The organism is Herbaspirillum sp. meg3 (assembly GCF_002257565.1).
GTDB lineage: Bacteria > Pseudomonadota > Gammaproteobacteria > Burkholderiales > Burkholderiaceae_D > Herbaspirillum.
This window is the reverse complement of sequence record NZ_CP022736.1, coordinates 443,902-465,819: the sequence shown is the minus strand read 5'-3', so window position 1 is coordinate 465,819 and position 21,918 is coordinate 443,902. Positions and strand designations below refer to the sequence as shown.

The following is a 21,918-nucleotide window of genomic DNA, read 5'->3' as shown; positions in this document are numbered from 1 at the left end:
AGGAAATCCATCATGAAAAATAATTTCGTCACTGCAGCATTCACCAGCTTTGTCTTCCTTGGCGCGCCGTCGGCTTTTGCTGCGGACATGGGGAATATGAGCAATATGGGTAAAAGTGAGCAGACCGAGAAGACCGCACACGGTATAGGCGTCATCAAAGCTATTGATGTAAGGCAGAAAACCATTAACTTGGCTCATCAGCCCATCAAAGAACTTAACTGGCCAGCGATGACCATGGGCTTCACAGTAGTTGATGAGAAATTGCTGCGTGGATTCAAGGTCGGTGAGCAGGTTTCCTTCGACCTCAAAGGGAGCGGTGCGGCGCTTGTGGTCACTGGAATACACCCAGCCAAGTAAAACAACATGCTCATGTTCGTGCTCGTGGTGGAAGTCTAACCGCGGGCACAAAAAGGAGTTTTTCTATAAATCCGTTTTAAATCATTGGCTTAACATCATTCCTGCAAAAATTTCCCGAATCCCGGCCGACCCTCATGTTGACTCCTATAGTTGAATGATCTGAAAACCGTCAACTATGAGAGTGATTCAACGACGTGATGTTCAACAAAACAGGCGTGCAGATTAAATAAATTTAGTATCTCTACGTTGTTCAAGGCAAGCAAAAACACCGCCGCTTCCAAAATCGAAACGGCGGTTCTTTCGTTCTCCAGCTACTTAAATCGGCGCAGTTCCAGAACCTGGATTAACCTTCCGATGACGTCAATCGATCATCGGTCCCAATGTGCCCAGCCAGGCAACCAGCGCCAGAATCAAGCAAGCACAAGCTGTCTCGAAAAACAGGCTGCGTCGCAATGCCTCAACCGCCTCCTGATGCTCGCCGAAGACATGCGCTCGCTCGAGTATGGGGCTTAGTCGGTATCGGTTCGCGGCTGCCAGTGCAAGCATCATGCCAAAGAGAACCAACTTGGCGATTAGCAGTTGCCCATAGGGTGTCGAGAACAGTCCGGTCACTGTCGGACCGACGATCAACCAATAATTAAGCGCCCCGGTAATCAGTAATGAACCGACGATGACAGTGCCCATCAGGGCAAATCCATTGAGCGTGCGACTAAGCAACGTAACGTTGTTGGCACCATGACCATCGCGCAGCGCCAATAGGAGAATAAATACGGCAAGCGCACCTATCCAAGCGCCCGCGGCGAGCAGGTGGATGATGTCCGCGGCCAGGTGCAATTGGCCACGCGCACCTTCATCCATGGCGCCATGGCCACCCCAGGACAGCGTGGCCAAGGCAACGCCGCCGGCTAGGCTCATCATGCCGAATTTCGAGGTTGGCGCTTGTGCTAAAAACAATCCTGCCAAGACACACAGCACCAGCATCGTCATGCGCAAGCACCAAGCTAGGCCGAACGGCGTATCGGTCAGCATCATTTCGAACATGTGCTGCTCGATCGAACTGAAATCAGCTGCGCCGCTCATCGCTTTGGTCATCAGGACCATGCTGATCGTTGACAGGAGCATGCCAACAATGGCTGCGCTTACGGTCAATGTCGAGAGCTTCCTGGCCAACACGGATGAACGTTCCGGCTTGCGTAAGGCATGCAGGTGAAACAGGGGCAAGCCGAAGACAAGCATCAGGTCCAAATACAGCGCGAAACGCACCAGAACGGTCACCCAATCCATTGCCAGCTCACTTCACCGTAAAAGTAACTTTGCCGGTGATCGGGTGGGTATCCGAGGAGACCGCACGCCAGTCAATGCTATAAACACCAGGCATCAATGGCTGCGTAGGTGTGATGACCATGGTTTTTGGATCCTCAGCGCCGGAAATCTTTGCTCCCACTTTCATCGGCGCGGCGTGGCTCATGCCCGGCATGCTGGTCATCACCAGACTCGCGCCAGAAAACTGCTTGGACAGATTCTCGGAAAAGCGCAATTCGATCTTCTCGGGTGCGCTGACGGTCGAATTGTCTTCCGGGGTCGAGCCCAGAAGTTTGGGATGTGCAAAGGCTGCGGTGGCAAAGGCTGCGGCAGCGATTGTGAGCGCGGTTTTGGCGATAAAGGACTGGTAAGACATGGCAACTCCCCTGTGAATGATCAAAAAAATCCGTATTAAAACAAAATGCGAACGCCGGCCACGAGCCTTGTCTCGCCGACATTGCTGCCGGCGCCACGGGTGTAGCTGGCAGTACGGCCAAACTTTTGGCTTCGTTCGATCCCGACATAGGGCGCCAACTGGCGCGAGAATTCATAGCGCAGGCGCATGCCGTATGCCGCACTGGACAGACCGCGGCCGATGCCCAGATCGGGGTCTTCTTTACCGTACAAGTTGGCCTCGACGCGGGGCTGCAGTATCCAGCGCTGTGTCAGCATCACTTCATACTCTGCCGATAAGCGCAACGCAGTGCGGCCTTGCTCGCCGACGTAGCCCGTTGCCTCGACTTCAAACCAGTATGGCGCTAATCCTTGGAGCCCAAATGCCAGCCAATTGCGACCCGGTCGATTACTGCCCACGTCGACGCGCAGACCGAACTGACTGTCCCAATATGGAGTAACGGCATGACTCCACAGCAATTCCGTGCGCGAATCGCCCACGCGACCTTGCTCGACATCGCCTTCGGCCTTGATGTAGAACTTGTCGTAGGTGTTGCCGATCCAACCTTGGGTGTCGTAAGCAACAGAGTTGGCCTTGCGGGTATGGACCCGCTCCAAGCGATCCACTATGAAAGAGCCGAATGCGTGCATGTCCGACATCATCAAGCCGCTGGTATCCTTTTGCGCGTAGGGGCCTGTATTGAGTGTGTATCCATTGGAATAGCCGTGTGGATCACGGGCGTCGGACGGCGCTGTCGAAGTCGAGCCCATGTTCATGCTGCCATGGTCCATGCCCGCGTGGTTCATCGCGCCGTGATCCGTCCCAGGAGTGCTGGAAGTATCCCCATTCATTGTGTCCATGGTCTGCATGGAGTCCATCGTCGTGACCGCCGGTTGACTCGCTGCGTCGCTGGTCGGCGCGCCGTGGCCTGCGTGAGACTGGGCCTGCGCCGCATTCATGCTCACCGAAGCAAGCGCCAGCAGTAACATCCGGGTGGGGTAACAGGTAAAAATCATTCTCGATATGCCTTTCAGTGCAGATCCTGGTTAGCTGACGATGACTTCGCGGAACATGCCCATGTCCATGTGATACATGAGGTGGCAGTGCCATGCCCAGCGGCCCAAGGCGTCCGCCGTGACCAGGAAGCTGATGCGTTGCGCCGGCTGCACCGGGATCGTGTGGCGACGAGCGAGGAAATCGCCGTTCGGTGTTTCCAGTTCGCTCCACATCCCGTGCAGGTGCATGGGATGTGTCATCATCGTGTCGTTGTGGAGGATGACGCGCAGGCGTTCGCCGTAGCGGAAATGCACAGGCGTCGACTTGCCAAACTCCAGGCCATCGAGAGACCAGGCGTAGCGCTCCATATTTCCGGTTAGGTGAAGCTCGACTTCTCGTTCTGGTCCGCGATTGTCCAAGGCACCGCCAATGGTGTGCATGTCAGCCAACGTCAGGACACGGCGCCCGTTGTTGCGCAAGCCAACGCCCGGATCATCCAAGTTGGTACGGGCGCTGTCGACTTTGGAGTCCGTGCTGGCACCGTACTCTGTGCTGGCGTGACGCGCTTTCTTGCTCGGGACTTTTAGCGGATTGTCGGGGGCCATCTGATGCTGACTATGGTCCATGCCTTGCATGGGTTGCACGCCACCTGCCATGGATGCCGACGACGTGGCGTCCATACTGTCCATGGAGTCCATACTGGACATCGAATCCATGTTCATCGACGGCATATTGGCCATGGCGCCATGGTTCATTCCCCCCATGGCACCGTGATCCATTCCGCCCATGGAAGACATATCTCCCATCATGTCGTTCATACTGAGCCATTCAGGCTTGTCGACGTTCGGTACCGGAGCGGTCAGGCCAGCACGAACGGCCAGCGTCCCCATGGCATAACCAGTGCGCTCCATGGACTGGGCAAATATCGTGTACGCCTCTTCTTTGGGCTCCACGACGACATCGCATGTCTCGCCGGGGCCGAAACGGAATTCATCGACGCTCACCGGCTCAATATCCACACCGTCCACCTGGATGACCTTCAACTTCAGGCCCGGAACCCGTACGTCGTAGAAGGTGTTGCCGGAACCGTTGATGCAGCGCAGGCGAACCTTCTCGCCAGGCTTGAACAAGGCGGTCCAGTTGCCTGCCGGGGTAACGCCGTTGGCAAGGTAAGTCAAGACAGCTGCCGACAAGTCTCCCAAGTCGGTCGGGTTCATGCGCATCTCATTCCACATCGTGCGGTTGTCCACGGCCGCTTTGACGCCATCCTTGCGTGCATCGCGAACGAAGTCACCCGCAGTCAATCTGTTCAGATTGTAAAAATCGCCTTGCTTCTTGAGCTTGGAAAGCACCGACATCGGATTTTCATCCATCCAATCCGAGAACAGGACTACATGCTCACGATCAGCCATCTTCTTGCCACTGTCGCTCGGATCGATGACGATGGCGCCATACATGCCGGTTTGCTCTTGCATGCCAGAATGGGAGTGATACCAATACGTGCCGCTTTGCTTTACCTTGAATTTGTAGGTGAAGGTTTCTCCAGGAGCGATTCCCGCGAAGCTGATACCCGGCACACCATCCATCTGGAAAGGCAGAATGATGCCGTGCCAGTGGATGGACGTGTGTTCGCGCAGCTTGTTGGTCACGTTGATAGTGACCATTTCGCCTTCTTTCCAGCGCAAGGTCGGTGCCGGCAGGGAGCCATTGATCGTCGTTGCGGTGGTCTGCTTCCCGGTGAAATTGACCACCGACTCCGCGACCACCAGGTCGAACACGTTTCCGGTCAGGATGGGCGCTGCTGGACCACGGGCCGGCTTCTCTACGTTCTGGGCGGCCGCTTGCAGGGCTCGCGAGGACAACCCCAACAGCACGCCGCCGGCGGCCAGTCCCTTCACGAAACGGCGGCGGGAGCTTATTGGGGACGATGAGTTCGACATAGGATGGATTTCTCCGAGGTGAGGATGTATGCGGCTGATGATAAAGAGCGCCGGCGATCAGTTGGATTACCCGATCATTACATTCCTGTAATGATCTCGTCATTCTCATCAACTGCACGTACCATGTGCTCATCTCCTTACTCATTGCTACTATGAAACTTCTTGTCGTCGAGGATGAGCCGAAGACCGGCGAATACATCCAGCGCGGGCTCAGCGAAGCCGGCTTCGTTGTTGATCTGGCCAAAAACGGGCTGGATGGCTACCATCTGGCGATGACGGAACCTTACGATCTGGTCGTCCTTGATGTGATGCTGCCCGACGTCGACGGCTGGCGCATTGTTCAGTCTTTGCGTGAAGCGCAAAAGACAGTCCCAGTGCTGTTTTTGACGGCGCGCGATAGCGTGTCGGACCGCGTGAAGGGGCTGGAAATGGGCGCGGATGATTATCTAGTCAAACCGTTCGCTTTTTCCGAGCTGTTGGCACGGGTGCGCACCTTGCTGCGTCGAGGGAGTAGCGCTGTATTGCAAGATCGCCTGACGGTAGCCGACCTCGTGCTGGACCTGCCGCGCCGCACGGCAAGCCGGGGCGGCCGCAAACTGGTACTCACGAACAAGGAATTCGCGCTATTGGAGTTCCTGGCCAGGCGTCGAGGAGAAGTTTTACCTCGCTCCCTGATCGCCTCCCAGATCTGGGACATCAACTTTAATAGCGACACCAATGTCATTGACGTGGCGATTCGCCGCCTTCGGGCGAAAGTCGATGATGGTTTTGACGAAAAGTTAATTTTGACTGTTCGAGGTGTCGGCTACATCCTGGATGCCCCTGAGCACACGGAGAGCGCCACGTGATCCGTCAACGCTCGCTGACGGTCCGCCTGACTGCTTTGTTCGCCTTAGCATCGACAGCAGTGTTGGTCGGCCTGGGCCTGCTCATCATCTCGACCGTGGCCAAGCACTTCACCGATCAGGATGAGCAACTGCTGGAAAAAGAACTGCAGCTCATCCGCATGGTGGTCAATGAAAGAGGCGCTGACGCCATTACCTCGACCTTTGGGGAGGCGTTACACAACCATCCGGGCTTTTACGTTCACATCAGCTCACTGAGTGGACAGGCCTTGTATTCGACACTGGGCAATGCTGCCGTGCCGATGCTCGCTGCTGCAGAGTCTGCCGTACCTGGACGTTCCTTTGCGGTCGCTGTGGGTGAACACCAAGAGTTCCAGGCGATCAAAGCCCGTCTGAAGGATGATCAAAGCGGTCGAGAACTGCAAGTCATTGTGGCGGTTGACACCGAGATCCATGATCACTTCATGCGCAATTTCCAGACCACCCTTGTCCTCTATATCGTTGGTTCAGCCTTCATTGTTGTGCTCCTGAGCTGGTGGGCGGCGCGCCGTGGGCTGGCCCCATTGCGCGCGATGTCGGACAAAGTACAAGCGGTCTCTTCTCATAACTTCGGCGAACGCATGTCCGTCGAGATGCTGCCTATAGAAATTGCCGATCTGGCGGCCAAGCTCAACGCCATGTTGGAAAGATTGCAGCGCGATTTCAATCGCATCACGAACTTTTCGACTGATATCGCCCACGAGTTGCGCACACCCATTACCAACTTGCTGACCCAGACAGATGTTGTCCTGACGCAGCAGCGTACCAATGAGGCCTATCGCGACATCCTTTCGTCGAATGCCGAGGAGTTACAGCGACTCGCCCGGACCATTTCCGATATGCTGTTCTTGGCGCAAACAGAGAACGGTATTACCTTGCCCAGCTATGAGCGACTGAGTCTGCAAGAAGAGATTTCTGAGCTATTCGATTTTTACGACGCGCTGGCAGAAGAAAAAAATGTCCTGATGCGGCTTGTAGGGGACGCCTCGATTCGAGGCGATCGCCTGATGGTGCGCAGAGCATTGAGCAACCTGATTTCCAACGCCATGCGTTATACGCCGCCGGCAGGAACTATTGCGGTATCGATCGACAGGTCAGAGAAGGACATCAGCGTGCATGTCGAAAATGATGGTCTGGAGATACCATCCGAACATCTTCCTCATTTGTTTGACCGGTTTTATCGGGCGGACAAGGCCCGTACCAAGTTGGACTCTGATTCTGCTGGTTTAGGGCTGTCCATCACAAAAGCCATCATGCGCGCCCATCAAGGTGAGGTATCTGTACAGTCCGCACAGGGTAAAACCCGCTTCACGCTACTATTTCCCAATGCTGCTGCGTGAGGCTGCCGCCCTTTAGTGACAAAAGGGTTTTGTCGCCTTCGATAAAAAAACACCGCGCCGTCGAACGGGCGGTGGTCAAGTCAGGAAAGAAATCGTCTGCGCCAGCCAGTGCGAACGCTAGATTCCTTAAGCCCCTTGATACAGGGATGGCGTGAAATTACTCGCCTCTGATACTTCATGCTTCGTCTCAGCACGTGCCCTTGGGGAAGATGCTTGACGAACGATCGGGTAATCGTTGTCCGCCGAGGAGATTGCGCAGCTTGAGGTGCCCAATAGCAGTCCAATTGCGTATCACATCGATAGTTCGATGAGATGCGTTGAAAAACAATCGCTCCCGGTACAGGAGCGGAGGCCGTCAGAAATTCTGTGATCGGTCACGGCACTCCACATAACCCAAAGTGTTATGAGCTTATTTTTACCCGTATCTCGGTGTAAATCAAACACATCTGAGAGGAAGTAAAAAATCATGAATTTCCATTTATATCAGACTCTTAAGCTATTTTCTGCGAAAAAACCGTCATCCCGGCCGGGCCTTCCTAAGAGGCAAGAAATCCATATGACTTATTGCTGACATTTTCCCAATAACTATAACTAAAAGTGTTATGAGCTATTTTTACCCTTATCTCGGCACGACCCCAATTACGTGACCAAACTCACTGAAATATATAGCTGGTGTTTGGGAGGGTAATTCCAACGCCGGTACATCCCAATTTTTCAGATGCTGATGTAAAGCTTTTGGCTCAGAGGATTCTCGAAGGCGCTAAATAGCAACTGCGATAGAATTTTTCTGGGGTGTAGTTGGGGAGGCTTACAGCTTTGCGCGTAGCCTCGTTTCTATTTACGAAGTGGTATTCACTCCGATCCCTCAACTTCCCAGATGAGTACTGTCTCAGTCAGATCTGAAAGCAAGATGACTTGCTATTATTTTGCAGCGACGGGAGGATAGCCGAATTGAAAGAACAGATGGGATATGTGGATTGTTCCATGTGTCGGAGGCGCCATGCTTTTATCGCGTAAATGTTGGGTATCAAAGGTCGCATGATCAGGAAATATCGAAGGTACTGTTAGCAAAGCCCCTCCGTTCTTTTGTATTTCGAGAATCTTCGCCGTAGCAGGCAATTGAAGATCCGTACATAGCGGAGGAACGCAATTGTTCCAGTCGCCGATCAGAATACCTGCCATGAACGCCAGTGGATGACCGATCGCATATGTTCCAGTCACAAATCGCTGCATACCTTTTTCACCGTAATAATGCTTACGGCTAGTCACAGTGGTGTCCAGCTTTTTAAATTCGAAAATTACGGAGTAGTTATTGCTAGTATCGTTCCAGTGATACGCAATGTCTGTTCTGGTCCTCTTAAGGATCTTTCCGCTGGCATAGTCGACAATCCCATGACTCTCTTCGGTTGTCCAAATGCCCAATAGCTTTTTTTTATGTGCAATGACGTCTCTTAAGTAACTTGTCAGCACAAAAGTTAAGTCGGGTTCGCTAGTAGCATGATTGAAATTGCTTTTATGACGCAGTGTCATTTGTCGCCAGCCTTCGGCAAGAGCTTCGACCGCCTGTCCTACCTGCGGCGTTGGAAAAAGCTGCAACCAGGCGTTCGTTTTTTGCATCAGGCGGGCTCCTCTTGGCGAGCTTTTTTATGCACTGCTTGGACGATCTGTCGGGCATCTTTGATTGCCGTGCGGCGCAACCAAAAGCGTCGGATCAACGGTCTCACCAAATAAAGCGATGTGTCAGACCAGATGATAGTGTCAGGCGCAAAGTAAAGATCCTCAGATAGGCGTTGTGGAAAAATTCCCTGATTCACTAAGCCGCGCAGCACATATTCCACTGCAGCGTCGCTCTGCGTGACGGTATTGCCGTCTTGAGGTTTTTCGAGGCTGACATGCACAACACCTAGCGGCCCGACATGGCGATAATCCATTGCCAATACGTTGACGGACACCGTTCCTTGCCCCGACAACTCACGTTGCCATTCATTCAACTCATCTTCCAGGGTCTTGGCGTAAGCATGAAGATGAGTTGACTCGACCCGGCTTTGGATCTGTGTATTTAGGCTAGCGTAGCCTCGAGGCCTGACCGATGGCACCAGTTGTGCCACTGCTTCACGAACGAGTTCTCGCTCAGTGACAGTCAATTCAAAATAATCAAAGACGAACTCATTGAGTTGATCTCGTATGTCCGCGTAATGATTTTGTGGCTGAGCTAGCGTCTCACCGTCGATCTTGGAAACCATCACAGAGACTTTACGCAGAATCGATCTGGCCTTTTCCGGAGCGGAATGACCTTCGGGGGTCACGAAAGGAAAGTCATCAATATTCAGCAAGGTGACGCGATTTCGATCGCACACTACCTGATAAGCTGACATCAGCAAAAAATACTTGGCTAAGTCCGAACGCAAGTAAACGGCCGTGAATTGCAAGAGATCGGCATCTTTTTCAGGGCCTGCAATTACGCCTATGCTGCTGCTAAACGAAGCGGGCACATCAAGGTAGCTGGCGCGAATTTCAAGCTCGCGATCAAAACCATCTGGAAATAGAATCCTAGGCCCGGCAAAGGCTGACATGAGCGAATCGCTTAACTTCGCAACCTCCTTGATACTGGATGGAAATGCCGTCAAATCATCGCTCAGTACAATCGGTAAGCCACGCTTGAGTGCACCGATCTCAACATATTTGGATTTACGCAGTGGTGCCGACGATACAGGCTTGATTACCGAAGCGTCTTCCTTGTGAAAACCTTTGCGTCTGACCCAGCGATGTTCGGGGCCCGCGACCATTTCACGAAACGTACCATTCCACTGTAAGCGATGTAGTAAGGCTAAATCTGCCTCATTGCCCCACATTAGTGTCACCAGCCTAGAGCAATCGGCAAAATATGCTTGTGCGGAGACAAAATGGCGATCACCGCTAGCAAGCGTAAGTCGGCCAAAGGCCAGGCTTGTATCTGCCTTGGGTGCGGAGTAGTCAATCACTTCATCTACGGGAATGCCCTGAGTGGGCTGGGCGCGCGGAGTTGCGCACACCACAACGCAGCTGTGTTCCGCATCTTCAAAAACAAAGTTCATCAGATCGCCGAAATTGATGATCTGAGTAATGTGGTTTTTTACAATCCAGCCGCTGACAAACTCCTGGCTGGTGGGGGCCAGAAATAGACTTGCCGGCATGATGAGACACATGCGCCCGCCATCCACGAGGCAGTCTGCCGCCCGGAAAGCGAAGTCACCCGCCATCTGTCGGCGAGACCGTGTTACACCGGTCGCGCCGTAAGCCCATTCGTCTGCCGAGGTCCGTTCATCTTTATCCGGTTCTCGCCAAGGAGGATTCGACAGCAAAAGCGTGAAGCGCTTGTTGTTGGCAAGTGGATTCGCACAGGAGAAAAAATCACCTTTTTCTAACCCGGAAAATAGATTGTTGTCTTGCAGAGTAGGTAGTTTGACGCTCTCATTTTCTTGGAGCGCCAATACGTCGGAGGGGACAAGATCTTCCAGCAACGACAGATAAAGGCTGAATGCTGTTACCTTGCAGGCGGACTTGTTGAGGTCACTGCCGAAGATTCTCTGCTGAAGCAATTCAATGCGCTCGCTCAACATCAACTGCCTGCCTTGCCGGGATTCGGCAAGACCGATCAGACGACGAAATGCTGTTGTAAGCAGGATGCCGGAGCCACAGGCTCCGTCATAGATATATTCCTCAAGAGGATCCTCTGAGGTTGAGAACGCTTGCTCAATGACCAAGTTCGCTAATGGGCGCGGCGTATAAAAAGCGCCCATTTTTTGTTTGTCATCGATAAAGGATTCGTAGATGCCAGATAGAAGCTCAACGGGGATGAAACTGAAGTCATAGTTCCAAAAATCCCGCTGACCACTAGAAACGTCGACGCGTGCCAGAAAGCTATCCAATATTGGAAATGCCTGTGCATTGACGCGATCCCATAACTCGCCATTGTCGGGATCAAGAGACAGGAAGTCCCCGTTGAAGTCTTTTCGCAGGCTTTGGATTAGCTTTTTAATACCTTTGATATCGCCAGTTGCGATTAACTCGTGTAGCTGGCCGACACGGCGCTGCTTGCGATAATTATCGCTAATGATATGTCGATGTTCGAGGTATGAAATGAAAAGAACCTGACCCAGCAGAGTTTGTGCGATCTCTCTAGGATGCTTATCTGCAACTAGCAGGCGCACAGAGTCTTGCAAATTGCGAAGGAGTTGCCGATCAACCCGCGAATCCGGCTTAAACCATTGAGGAAAACGTTGCTGAATTTCTCCCGAATGAATATCCGCTGCGGAAAAAAAACTATAGGGTGACGCTTGTCCAGGCTTGAGGAGTGCCGGCTTATGTTTGCGCCCTAATGGATAGACGAGCAAGCCATTCTCACTAACCACCATTAATATGGAAATTAGGTTTTGATTCCAGATCCGTTGACGAATGCGGTCAAAACGCTCGGCATCCTCCAATACGGGGCCCTCGTCATCAAAAAACGCTACAGTTGGCGATCCTTGGACGTCAAACACCGCGGCAGCTTGAATTTGCCCATCGGGAGAGAGCAAATCGTTGAGTTCGACTGAATAGGGATGAGTAGGGTCTACTGCATCACCGCGATGATGGACGGACTTTCCCCCGGCATCGTAGCCAAGTGCACGCAACCAGCTCGGGAGGAGATCAGAGTTCATAACAATGAAGATTTGCAAAAAGAAATATGCATCGTTTTACGTACATAGCACAAAATAACTATATCACACACTATTAGTGATATACGTATAATGTGTAGTATGGACGAGATAAATTCCCTGCCATTCGCACAGCAACAACGCCTTCGATTCATCGAATCGATGGTGCTATGGGAGGGTTCTGTCCAGCGTCAACGTGTCTGCGAGGTTTTTCGTGTTAATCCGAATCACGTGACCCGCGACATTCAGGTCTATAAAAAACAATATCCTAAAAGCCTGGAATACAACCCCAGCCTACGCGCGTACGAACCGGGCAGTAAGTTCTCGCCGCATATGGCTTCTGGAGATCCATCTGAATATCTGGCTTTGCTCTACGCCTATGCTGAGAGCGAATCGGTTGCGATGCTACCAGTTTTAGGAACGGGCGGTCCATTAGTCGATGTTTTGCATGCGCCCCCATGCAAAATTGATCAGTACGTCTTGCGAACGGTAGTGCAAGCAATGCAGCGCGGTAAAGGTTTCACCGCTTTATACAGTTCGATGAGCTCGGACAAGCCTCAAACGAGGACACTGTGGCCTCACGCCTTACTTCACACAGGAATTCATTGGCATGTGCGTGCTTATGACAGTAAGCGTGATGCATTTCGCAACTTCGCTATACAGCGAATAGGGAAGATCGAAGCGAATGATTTGAGCTGTCCTCTGGGACGCGATGTCGATGAGGAGTGGCATCAGCAGGTGATTGTTGAGGTGATTCCTAACCCGCAATTAAACCAGCATCAGCAAAATGTCGTTGCAAACGATTATGGAATGACGCGGACTTCTGCGGGATGGGTCTGGACGCAGCAAATCAGGAAATGTCTCGTGGGCTACTTTCTCGTCCATCATCGATTGGACCTACAGCTAAGTGCCTGGCCCAATAATCCTTTAAGTCTTAAAGATCCTACTGCAATTGAGCCGTTTCTTTTTGGCGCCGAGTCTTAATTCCGGTTTGGCAAATAAGCATTGGCAGCTGAAATACGCTGCCGGAGACCAGAGCTGGCATCGCACAAGCTAAGTAGCAGGTTATTTCTAGATGCACGAATCGCCATTCTATTTGTTTGCCCTGGGCTCACTTGCCCTCTGACGTATTTACGGCTCCATGACCAATATGTCTCTGGCATAGCTTTATATTTACTATGCTATAGACAGAGAGGGGGAGAATATATGGAAGCCGAGAGAACCATTTCTAGACCACGTGCGGCGGTGCCGACCTCGCATTCTGACTACGCACTTGAGAAATTTTGCATACCGATGCTGAAACCCCTTCATTATAAAGAGGTGTTTCAAACCACTTGCTATCACCGCGTGCAACTCATAAAGCGCGGGATAGCAGCTTCCGTGCTTACTCAGCTAGCAAAATCAATGCGCGTTAGCCAAGATCACCTCATCGCATCTCTCGGCTTCCCCCGAACTGGCATCATGCGAAAAATTCAGCGGCGGCAAAATCTTTCAGTCGCTCAAGCCGAACGAGTTATCGGTCTTGCCAAACTTATTGGCCAAATCGAAATTATGGTCGCGACGCCAGAGGTGAGCGACTTTAATGCGGCCCAGTGGCTAGGAGATTGGCTTTGCCATCCACTACCTGCGTTAGGTAATCATCAACCGGAGGAATACGTGGATACGCTCACAGGACAAGAGATATTGTCTTCACTGCTTTCCCAAATGCAGTCAGGTGCCTACGCTTAAACCTTCCATCACTACAACCTTGACAAGGCACTCTGCGTTACCTAGGATAAAGCACAGTTCCTGCTCACTCGCAGAACTGTAGAACCGCTCCTCTTGGAGCGGTTTTTTGCTTTTTGGACGCGAAGGTTCCCGCAACATCTCACCTTCGATGTGAGAGGGGATATCTTTGCCTAAAATTTAATGTGAACCTAAGGATGTCTGCAATGAAGGAAGAAAAGCCGAAAGATCCACCCCCTCCAGCCGAGACTACGGACAAGCCGCGTTTGATAAAGTTGGGCGGGAAAAGAAAAATACGTGCGATGACTGCCGACGATTGGGAAAAAGTGAAAGCATATGTAGCCGACCCTAATAACAAGCGCCGATATCCCGAGATCAGACTTGACGAGGAAGACGTGGACAGAGTGTTTGGAAAGAAAAAATAGATCGCTAAAAGTTTTGATTCGATTAGCGCAAAATCGTGTCGCCGAACAAGCTTTTGATTCGATTTTGTAGCCCCTAAATCTAGCTTAGCAAAAGCGCTTTCGCAAGAGTGGCCAGAAGCGACTTCTAGGGTAATTGAATCATCGGCGAATAAGTGCGAGTGACGCGGATTACAGTTTGATATTCTTCGTTGTCCGCAATCCATAAGCGGAAGTTCACATACGCCCCATTAATTGAGTCTTTAACCTAGGCAGCTCAACGTGCACCCCACGCCCGATTCGACCTGCATTCTGCAAACAACTAATCACGCCGAATGCTTGGGTCTCTAGCCAAACGTACCATCTCCGCGCGATCCGCTGGCGTCACTACGTGTACGCGCTTGGACATCATGTTTATAACTTTACCGCTAGATATCAGTTTAGTAAGAACTTCGGATTGTTCACCGGACTTTGCGCGTACCAACGCCTGATCACGAAGCGACATAATCCGTTGTTGCGCAAAAGAAATTTTTTGTTTGTCAGACATTTTGCGCCTCCTAAAGGCAGCTCCCATTCCAAATATGATATTGGCGTTTCCGAAGATATGATACCCAGCAAAAAATCAAACCTCATCAGGCGTTTTTAACCCATTGCTTCCCGCACACAGGATTGATCACCATCGCCATCAGACAAGCTTACAGTCTTTTAATTTCTCGATGTGACTAGCAAACATGCATATTCTGTAAAGAATGTGATGAGCTAGTTCGGCGATATTGATAGAAATTACCACAACGCAATTTACGAGAATGGTTTGTGTCAGCGAAAGCTGGAAGCGTTGTTTTGCCGTATAGATTTGGAAGCATAGCCCTGCCGTAACGGCAACACTATGGTTCCAGCTTCACTATTATTTGAATCGCAAGACAACTGGTTGGCGCGGCTGGCGGGGATCGAACCCACGACCCTTGGCTTCGGAGGCCAATACTCTATCCACTGAGCTACAGCCGCGTCGGACGTGAACGTCGAAGAGGGATGAAGGATACAGTTTTTCCCTTGGCGCGTCCACGCATAGCAACTATTTTCCGTTCCCAACGAATTACATTGTGTCTATAATCAAAGGTTGGGCGAGACAACGCTTCTCTAAACAGTAATAGACACTGATTTGCAGCACAAAATCAGGATAACGCTTTCGAAGAATATTGCACTGAGGGAACGAAATATGAGCGACGCACATCAAGAACACCACGAATCCGCGATCAAAACACCAAAACAACTGATTGCCGCAGTATTGGCCGGTTTTCTGGTTCCTATTATTTGCATCGTACTCTTGGTGCAATATGTAACGAATGCTCAAAAAACTGGCGCCGGTTCAGCCAGTCAGACGCCTGAAATGGTCGCCGCCCGTATCAAGCCGGTTGCCGACGAAGGCTTCACCTTCCGCGACGCCAGCGCGCCGAAACAACTACTCAGCGGCGAAGAAGTCTTCAAGTCTACCTGCGCAGCCTGCCATGCAGCCGGCATTGCAGGCGCACCTAAGGTCGGCGATCCGGCAGCCTGGAAAGCACGCATCAGCGAAGGCTACGAAAAGCTGCTGTCGCACGCGCTGAACGGCCTCAACGCCATGCCGGCTAAAGGCGGCAACCCAGATCTGGATGATGTCGAAATCGCCCGTACCGTGGTGTATATGGCCAATCAGTCTGGTGCTCAGTTTAAAGAGCCCGCTACTCCAGCCCCTGCTGCTGCTGCCGGTGGTGTCGCACCGGCCGCAGCCGCGGCAACGCCTGCAGCAGAACCAAAAAAATAAAATCGATTTCCATTCGCCCTGCGCGATTAAAGCGCATTGATGTCCGGCGTTGTGAGCTGATAACGAAAAGCCCCGCATTGCGGGGCTTTTTTATTGGCTGGAATGATCGCTGAATGTCTTGACTACTCAATCAGCCATCAAGCCAGATCAACGTTGTTGCGGCTCAGCGACGAAAATTTCCACACGACGATTACGCGCACGGTTCGCTTCCGTGGTATTCGCTACCAGCGGCTCATGCGAACCACGGCCGTCAATATTGAAACGTCCCGGCGAAACACCACGCGCTGTCAGGTAATCACGGGTGCGAGCTGCACGTTCCATCGACAGCGGATTGTTGATGGCATCGCTACCGGTACTGTCCGTATGGCCGATGATGGTCACATTTGTCGCAGGATTTTCGTTCAACGTAGCAGCAAACTTATCCAGCACCGCACGGAAGTTTGGCTGGATATCGGCGCGACCGGTGTTGAAAGAGATATCGCTAGGGATTTCCAGCTTGAGACGATTGTCCTGTGTCTGCGTAACTTGCACGCCTGTGCCTTGCGTTGCTTGCTCCATGGCGCGTTTCTGATTTTCCATGCGCGTCGACCAGACGTTGCCGATCACAGCGCCCAGGCCGGCACCGATGGCAGCACCTGCAGCAGTACGACCGCCACCGCCACCTCCCGTTGCTGCACCGAGGATACCGCCAAGACCGGCACCCACACCGGCTCCTGTTGCGGTGCCACGCTGCGTTGCCGACATGTCCGCACAACCTGCAGCAGCCAGAGCCAAGGCCAATGCACCGATAGTTAATTTACGCATATTTGCTTCCTTCTTGTTCTTTATAGTATTGATAGCAACCGCAGACGGCCATCATCGTGCGACATGTTATTCAGCGCACTTGAACGTCCGGATTGGAATTCTCGCGTTGAAATTTTTATTCGCCATCCGGGGTAGAAATTTCCTCATCGCCGGAGAGAGTTTCCGGACCGCGCGCCCTGTCTTGCCGACGCGTCAGATAATAAGCGAACGCCGCACCTGCGCTAATCACGGTACCGTACAACAACGGCTTGCGCAGGTAACGCTTCGACAGCAGCGAAATGCCTCCGATCAGCAACGGCGACAGCGATTGCAGATTGCCGCCTCCTTTGCCGGAAAACGCACCGCTGAATGTCGAGGACACCGCGCCGACGATGCGATTCATTGCCCCCTTGGCCAGCGACTCGGCATTCAGATTGGCGCGTACGTGACTGCGCCCCTCCAGGATACCAATACGGAACAGCGCACCTTCAGCAAGCAATCTGCGTTTGCGCTCTTCCAGGGGGACATCGGGTTTCCAGTCGTTTTGCGCCATGATTTCCCCTTATAGCAACGCGTCGCGATCTTTGCGCAGCTCCGCCATTGTTGCAGGCAAGGACAACTTACCCTGACGCAAAATGGTGTACGCATAACCGATGATGGCGGCCGTCACGACGGTGAAGAAAACGCCGAACGCGATGAGCACCTTCCAGCCCCACGAATCCCACGCAAGGTAGACCACCAACGCCGTCCAGAACGCGACCGCGAACCACAATGCGATCGCTGCGAGCGTAAATAGCGTCAGGAACCTGATCAGATTGCCGCCGATTTCGGACAGCTCCAGAGAAGCCAGTTCGATGCGGTTGATAATCAGACCCAGAAGATTCCTGGCGATACCCAGCAGTCCGGCCGTCAATCCGGGATTGGCCGGCGCAGCGTGCTCTTGTTTGTGATCCATGTCAGTTCCGGTGCGCGCCGCGCTTATTTGCTGCGACCGATGACCAGGCCGACCAGCAAACCCACACCGGCGGAGATCGCTACGGCACGCCATGGATTTTCATGGACGTAGTCATCGGTGCGGGCGGCAACTTCCTTGCCCTTTTCGATAGCGACGGCCTGCGCATTCTGGGCGGCCTCTACAGCAGCTTCCAGCATGGTCAAGCCTTTGCTGCGCAGCTCATCGGCTTTATCGCCGGTGGCAGTTGCCGCTTCACGGAATAATTCTTGCGCATCTTTGACCAGAGTTTTCATATCGTTTCTCACTGTTTTGTAGGCGGATTTTGTCATGGGGAAATTCTCCTTTTATTAAATGCTCAAGTAGGGCAAAACCTTGCAGATGGCCGCTTCGACGGTCTCGTATCCAACAATCGACCATCAATGAAGCGTGATCCTGAGCATCGCGTCAGGGACAACTCGCCGGTTTGACGACATTGCACACTGCCCGGTTTGCGATTTTATGCGCAACACTGGTAAAAACTCAGCAATGCAGGCTCTTTGATAGCTTCTCTCTATATAAGTTTCTCAAGCGGCAAAAACATTCAATTCCATCAACATTATCAACGTCAGAAGCGTGTTTCACGCGCCGTCCGTAAAAAGCTGTCGAGAATAGGCATGCAATCGAGCAATTCGGGGCCGCCGGCGCGATGGAACTCAGGATGCCATTGCAAACCCATGACAAACGGCGCCTTGCGGTAGCGAATCGCCTCGACAATGTTGTCATTGCCGGAAACCGCTTCCACCGACAGATCGCGCCCCAGATCCTTGACTGCCTGATGGTGGATCGAATTCACCACGGCGCTCTGTGTATTCACCAGCGACGCCAGCGTCGATCCTGCCGGAAAGCTCAGCTCATGATAATTGCTGTCGTACAAATCGTTGACATGCGCAATTGCGGTCGGCACATCCGTGGCGATGTCCTGATACAGCGTGCCGCCGAAGGCAACATTGATCAGTTGGCAACCACGGCAGATGCCGAGCACCGGCTTGCCGGCCTCGATAAATTCGTGCAACAGCTCAAGTTCGTACATGTCGCGCACGCGGTCACCGTTCCATTCCGGCTTGGTCGCTGCCTGCGCATAGCTTTGCGGCGAGACGTCGGCACCGCCTTGCAGCACCAGGCCATCCAGATGCTTGGCGTAGTCGCGCAAACGAATATTGCTGGGATGGACTAGGCCGTTGGTATTGACGGTGGGGATCATGAACACCAGCACATCACGCGACATCACCCATTGTGCGATGGACTCTTCAAGATATTGCAGGGTCTTGCCGCGCAAGCCCTTGGCGCCGGTTTCCGGGTGGAAGATGCGCGCCGAGATGCCGATCTTGAGTGTGCGCTGCATAATGCGGCGACCAGCCTTGTCCGACATTGCTTTGAAACGCGCGGCCAGCAGCTTCCAGGTTTGCGCCCAGGGTGTTTCCAGAGGCGGTGGCGAAAATGATGGGTAATGCGGCGGTTGCGACGACTGAGGCTGCTGCGGAGAAGCTTGCGAGCCCGCCTGAGGCGCGGCCTGAGACGTGGAATCAACACCAGGCTGAGCCTGGCCTTGGCGTGGCGGTGGCGGGGAACTGGATTGATTGGCTTCGGAATCGCTAATATCGGACATGGCGGTTATGTAATGTTGAAATCAATGGCGGTAACCAGGTGCAACGCCCGCGAACAGGATTGCCAAAGTATAAGCGTATTGATTTGTTTTGGGCATCTGGCTTCATCTTCCTGATACCCCCGTTATGCAGCGAGCGGCGCTGTGTTTTGCGGCCCTCGCTGTCGCAGTCGTGTTGCAGTCGTGCTGTACTTATTAATCCAGACAGCAGATGAGCAATATATGTTCCAATCTCTCCTGACTTCTTTCATCTTCAGGCATGCTCCTACATGACCACTTCACGCATTCTTATACTCTACGCGCACCCCGGTGGTGAACATTCCTACACCAACCGCACCATGATTGAGGCAGCCCGCAGTCTGCCGCAGGTGCGCGTCCATGATTTGTATGAGTGCTATCCCGATTTCCATATCGATGTGGAGTACGAACAAGCGCAATTACACGAGGCCGATCTGGTCGTGCTGCATCATCCGATTCACTGGTACAGCATGCCCGCGCTGCAGAAAGAATGGATCGATCTGGTGCTGCAACGCGGATGGGCTTTCGGTCCCGGCGGCGATGCTCTGCATGGCAAAGACTTCTGGCTGGTTGCGACCACCGGTGGCGACGCCGACGCTTACCAGGCCGGCGGTCGCCACGGCCATCCGTTCAGCGATTTTCTGCCGCCTTATCAGCAAACCGCGCGCTTGTGCGGTATGCGCTGGCAGACACCGAACATCCTGCATGGCGCACATCATCTGAGCAAGGAAGCGCTGATCATGCACGCCGCCAATTACCGCGCCCAGCTGGACAGTTATCCAGACTGGCCTGCCAGCGAAGCGTCAAAATAAGCACGATAAGACTACCGATCATGATCAACGATACGACGACACCATGGAACAACAACTGCTCAATCCGCTGATCTACCTGCTGGCGGCGGTCATCGCCGTACCGATAGCCAAGAAGTTGGGGCTGGGCGCCGTGCTCGGCTACCTGCTCGCCGGCATCGCCATCGGCCCCTGGGGTCTGGGCCTGATCAGCGAGGTCGAAGACATTCTGCACTTTTCCGAATTCGGCGTGGTGCTGCTGCTGTTCCTGATCGGACTGGAGCTCGATCCGAAACGCCTGTGGTCACTGCGTCAGCGCATCTTCGGCTGGGGCGGCGCGCAAGTCACGCTGGTCAGCCTGGCGCTGTTCGGCGCGGCGCTGGCCTGCGGCATCGACTGGCGCGTGGCGCTGATCGGTGCGCTCGGCATGTCCCTGTCATCCACCGCAATTGCGCTGGCGACACTGGGTGAACGCAAGCTGACCGCCACACCGGCGGGCTCGGCGGGCTTTGCAATTCTGCTGTTCCAGGATATCGCCGCGATCCCGATGATGGCAGCGGTGCCGCTACTCGGCGTGGCCGTTGCGCAAGGTAGTGGACAAGGCTGGCTTCACACCGGACAAGTCGTCGCCGTGATCGCGCTGCTGATCTTCGGCGGGCGCTTCCTTATCCGCCCGATTCTGCGCATCATCGCCAAGACCGACATGCGCGAGATCTTCACCGCCTTTGCGCTGTTGCTGGTGATCGCTACCTGTCTGCTGATGCAGTCGGTCGGTATGTCGATGGCGCTCGGCACTTTCCTCGCCGGCGTACTGCTGGCCGATTCGGAATATCGCCACGCACTCGAAAGCGATCTGGAGCCATTCAAGGGTCTGCTGCTCGGCTTGTTCTTCATCGCCGTCGGCATGTCGGTCGACTTCGGCATTTTTCTGGAACAGCCTTGGCTGATCCTCGGTCTCGTTGCGGGCTTCCTCGTCATCAAGATTGCGGTGCTGTTTGGCCTGGCGAAAGCCTTCCGCATCCCACGCGATCAACAGGTGTTTTTTTCCTTCCTGTTATCGCAGGGCGGCGAATTCGCTTTTGTGGTGTTTGGCGCTGCCGCCACGGCGCAAGTACTCACGCCGCGCATTTCATCGATTCTGGTGGTAGTCGTGGCGCTGTCGATGGTGATCACGCCCTTGCTGCTTTTGCTGCATGACCGCGTGCTGCTGCCGCGTCTGCTGGCCAAAGGAAAACGCGCCGAGGACGAAATCGAACCGCAGGACAATCCGGTCATCATCGCCGGTTTCGGTCGCTTCGGCCAGATCGTCGGTCGCCTGTTGCACGCCAACGGTATTGGCCTGACGATTCTTGATCATGATCCCGACCAGATCGAATCGCTGCGCAAGTTTGGCTTCAAAGTGTTCTACGGCGACGCGACACGCATCGACCTGCTGCGCACTGCCGGCGCCGACAAAGCAAGACTGCTTCTGATCGCCATCGACGATGCGCCCGCCAGCCTGAAACTGGTGGAAGCGGTGCAACGCGCTTTTCCGCATCTGAAAATCGCCGCACGCGCGCGCAACGTCACGCACCTTTACGACCTGATGGATCGCGGCGTCACCGTACTGGAACGCGAGACTTTTGAAAGCGCCTTGCAGATGGGACGACAGGTGCTGCGCCAGCTCGACTTCGGCGCCTACCGCGCGCATCGCGCGGCCATGAAGTTCCGCGCCCACAATATCGAAACGCTTAACAAGCTGTATCCGCACTACAAAGATCAGCAGCAGCTGGTATCAATGGCGGTGCAGGCGCGCGAAGAACTGGAAGCCATGTTCGCCAGCGACAAAGACGCCATCGCCAGCGGCGACAAGCATCGCTGGGACTAAGACGTAAAAGGCCGGACAAAACATCTGTCCGGCCGTCCTGCCCACTTCA

The 21,918-nt window shown here is 53.5% G+C and carries 21 protein-coding genes and 1 tRNA gene; 9 read left to right on the top strand and 13 right to left on the bottom strand.

Features of this window, described 5'->3' with window-relative positions; translation table 11 throughout:
* Positions 1 to 12 precede the first annotated feature (12 nt).
* Entirely contained in the window at positions 13 to 357 is a 345-nt protein-coding gene (locus tag hmeg3_RS02140) for a copper-binding protein (RefSeq protein ID WP_094562272.1), read from the top strand.
* Between the two features lie 360 nt (positions 358 to 717).
* Here hmeg3_RS02140 and copD read toward each other — a convergent pair whose 3' ends face one another.
* The 4 genes from copD to hmeg3_RS02120 are packed head-to-tail and all read right to left on the bottom strand — an operon-like array spanning position 718 to position 4,989.
* Positions 718 to 1,641 (bottom strand): copper homeostasis membrane protein CopD, encoded by a 924-nt coding sequence (gene copD, locus hmeg3_RS02135; RefSeq protein ID WP_198361771.1) that lies wholly within the window; start codon positions 1,639 to 1,641, stop codon positions 718 to 720.
* Positions 1,642 to 1,648: 7 nt separating this feature from the next.
* A complete protein-coding gene (gene copC, locus hmeg3_RS02130; RefSeq protein WP_094562270.1) occupies positions 1,649 to 2,035 on the bottom strand; it encodes a copper homeostasis periplasmic binding protein CopC in 387 nt (128 codons plus the stop codon).
* A 35-nt stretch (positions 2,036 to 2,070) separates the two neighbouring features.
* On the bottom strand, positions 2,071 to 3,042 hold the full coding sequence (locus hmeg3_RS02125) for a copper resistance protein B (protein ID WP_094562269.1): 972 nt from the start codon (positions 3,040 to 3,042) through the stop codon (positions 2,071 to 2,073).
* A gap of 57 nt (positions 3,043 to 3,099) precedes the next feature.
* Positions 3,100 to 4,989 (bottom strand): copper resistance system multicopper oxidase, encoded by a 1,890-nt coding sequence (locus hmeg3_RS02120; protein ID WP_157739196.1) that lies wholly within the window; start codon positions 4,987 to 4,989, stop codon positions 3,100 to 3,102.
* Positions 4,990 to 5,141: 152 nt separating this feature from the next.
* On the opposite strand from hmeg3_RS02120, the gene hmeg3_RS02115 reads away from it, so the two are divergent.
* On the top strand, positions 5,142 to 5,837 hold the full coding sequence (locus hmeg3_RS02115; RefSeq protein WP_034293184.1) for a heavy metal response regulator transcription factor: 696 nt from the start codon (positions 5,142 to 5,144) through the stop codon (positions 5,835 to 5,837).
* The gene (locus hmeg3_RS02110) at positions 5,834 to 7,213 is read left to right on the top strand and encodes a heavy metal sensor histidine kinase (protein ID WP_094562268.1); all 1,380 of its coding nucleotides are present in this window, start codon (positions 5,834 to 5,836) and stop codon (positions 7,211 to 7,213) included. Before hmeg3_RS02115 ends, hmeg3_RS02110 begins: the two co-directional genes overlap by 4 nt.
* Positions 7,214 to 8,134: 921 nt before the next feature.
* Here the strand turns inward: hmeg3_RS02110 and hmeg3_RS02105 are convergent.
* Entirely contained in the window at positions 8,135 to 8,830 is a 696-nt protein-coding gene (locus tag hmeg3_RS02105; RefSeq protein WP_094562267.1) for a hypothetical protein, read from the bottom strand.
* Positions 8,830 to 11,910, bottom strand: coding sequence for a class I SAM-dependent DNA methyltransferase (locus tag hmeg3_RS02100; protein WP_157739195.1), 3,081 nt, complete (start codon positions 11,908 to 11,910; stop codon positions 8,830 to 8,832). Before hmeg3_RS02100 ends, hmeg3_RS02105 begins: the two co-directional genes overlap by 1 nt.
* An 81-nt stretch (positions 11,911 to 11,991) precedes the next feature.
* Between hmeg3_RS02100 and hmeg3_RS02095 the strand changes: the two genes are divergently transcribed.
* From hmeg3_RS02095 to hmeg3_RS02085, 3 genes are all read left to right on the top strand, one after another.
* Positions 11,992 to 12,873: a YafY family protein gene (locus hmeg3_RS02095; RefSeq protein WP_157739194.1), complete on the top strand. Its 882-nt coding sequence runs from the start codon at positions 11,992 to 11,994 to the stop codon at positions 12,871 to 12,873.
* A gap of 222 nt (positions 12,874 to 13,095) precedes the next feature.
* Positions 13,096 to 13,617 carry an antitoxin Xre/MbcA/ParS toxin-binding domain-containing protein gene (locus tag hmeg3_RS24995; RefSeq protein ID WP_232511821.1) on the top strand — a complete coding sequence of 174 codons (522 nt, stop codon included), beginning with the start codon at positions 13,096 to 13,098 and terminating at the stop codon, positions 13,615 to 13,617.
* 203 nt (positions 13,618 to 13,820) lie between these two features.
* A complete protein-coding gene (locus hmeg3_RS02085; RefSeq protein WP_094562264.1) occupies positions 13,821 to 14,039 on the top strand; it encodes a hypothetical protein in 219 nt (72 codons plus the stop codon).
* A gap of 298 nt (positions 14,040 to 14,337) precedes the next feature.
* Here hmeg3_RS02085 and hmeg3_RS02080 read toward each other — a convergent pair whose 3' ends face one another.
* Together hmeg3_RS02080 and hmeg3_RS02075 are read right to left on the bottom strand one after the other, a co-directional pair.
* The gene (locus hmeg3_RS02080) at positions 14,338 to 14,562 is read right to left on the bottom strand and encodes a hypothetical protein (RefSeq protein WP_157739193.1); all 225 of its coding nucleotides are present in this window, start codon (positions 14,560 to 14,562) and stop codon (positions 14,338 to 14,340) included.
* 382 nt (positions 14,563 to 14,944) lie between these two features.
* Positions 14,945 to 15,020: transfer RNA gene (locus hmeg3_RS02075), tRNA-Arg, on the bottom strand.
* Between the two features lie 211 nt (positions 15,021 to 15,231).
* Between hmeg3_RS02075 and hmeg3_RS02070 the strand changes: the two genes are divergently transcribed.
* Positions 15,232 to 15,816: a cytochrome c5 family protein gene (locus hmeg3_RS02070; RefSeq protein WP_094562262.1), complete on the top strand. Its 585-nt coding sequence runs from the start codon at positions 15,232 to 15,234 to the stop codon at positions 15,814 to 15,816.
* 147 nt (positions 15,817 to 15,963) lie between these two features.
* Here the strand turns inward: hmeg3_RS02070 and hmeg3_RS02065 are convergent, their stop codons facing one another.
* The 5 genes from hmeg3_RS02065 to hmeg3_RS02045 form a co-directional block, all read right to left on the bottom strand.
* On the bottom strand, positions 15,964 to 16,620 hold the full coding sequence (locus hmeg3_RS02065; RefSeq protein ID WP_094562261.1) for an OmpA family protein: 657 nt from the start codon (positions 16,618 to 16,620) through the stop codon (positions 15,964 to 15,966).
* A gap of 115 nt (positions 16,621 to 16,735) precedes the next feature.
* Positions 16,736 to 17,152, bottom strand: a complete 417-nt coding sequence (locus tag hmeg3_RS02060) for a hypothetical protein (protein ID WP_094562260.1) — start codon at positions 17,150 to 17,152, stop codon at positions 16,736 to 16,738.
* 9 nt (positions 17,153 to 17,161) lie between these two features.
* The gene (locus hmeg3_RS02055; protein WP_094562259.1) at positions 17,162 to 17,554 is read right to left on the bottom strand and encodes a phage holin family protein; all 393 of its coding nucleotides are present in this window, start codon (positions 17,552 to 17,554) and stop codon (positions 17,162 to 17,164) included.
* 23 nt (positions 17,555 to 17,577) lie between these two features.
* Positions 17,578 to 17,883, bottom strand: a complete 306-nt coding sequence (locus hmeg3_RS02050) for a YqjD family protein (protein WP_094562258.1) — start codon at positions 17,881 to 17,883, stop codon at positions 17,578 to 17,580.
* 275 nt (positions 17,884 to 18,158) lie between these two features.
* A complete protein-coding gene (locus hmeg3_RS02045; protein ID WP_094562257.1) occupies positions 18,159 to 19,199 on the bottom strand; it encodes a gamma-glutamyl-gamma-aminobutyrate hydrolase family protein in 1,041 nt (346 codons plus the stop codon).
* Positions 19,200 to 19,465: 266 nt separating this feature from the next.
* Here hmeg3_RS02045 and hmeg3_RS02040 point away from each other — a divergent pair, with 266 nt between their 5' ends.
* Positions 19,466 to 20,026, top strand: coding sequence for an NAD(P)H-dependent oxidoreductase (locus hmeg3_RS02040; RefSeq protein ID WP_094562256.1), 561 nt, complete (start codon positions 19,466 to 19,468; stop codon positions 20,024 to 20,026).
* 43 nt (positions 20,027 to 20,069) lie between these two features.
* Positions 20,070 to 21,869 carry a glutathione-regulated potassium-efflux system protein KefC gene (gene kefC / locus hmeg3_RS02035; protein ID WP_094562255.1) on the top strand — a complete coding sequence of 600 codons (1,800 nt, stop codon included), beginning with the start codon at positions 20,070 to 20,072 and terminating at the stop codon, positions 21,867 to 21,869.
* The last annotated feature ends 49 nt before the right edge of the window (positions 21,870 to 21,918 follow it).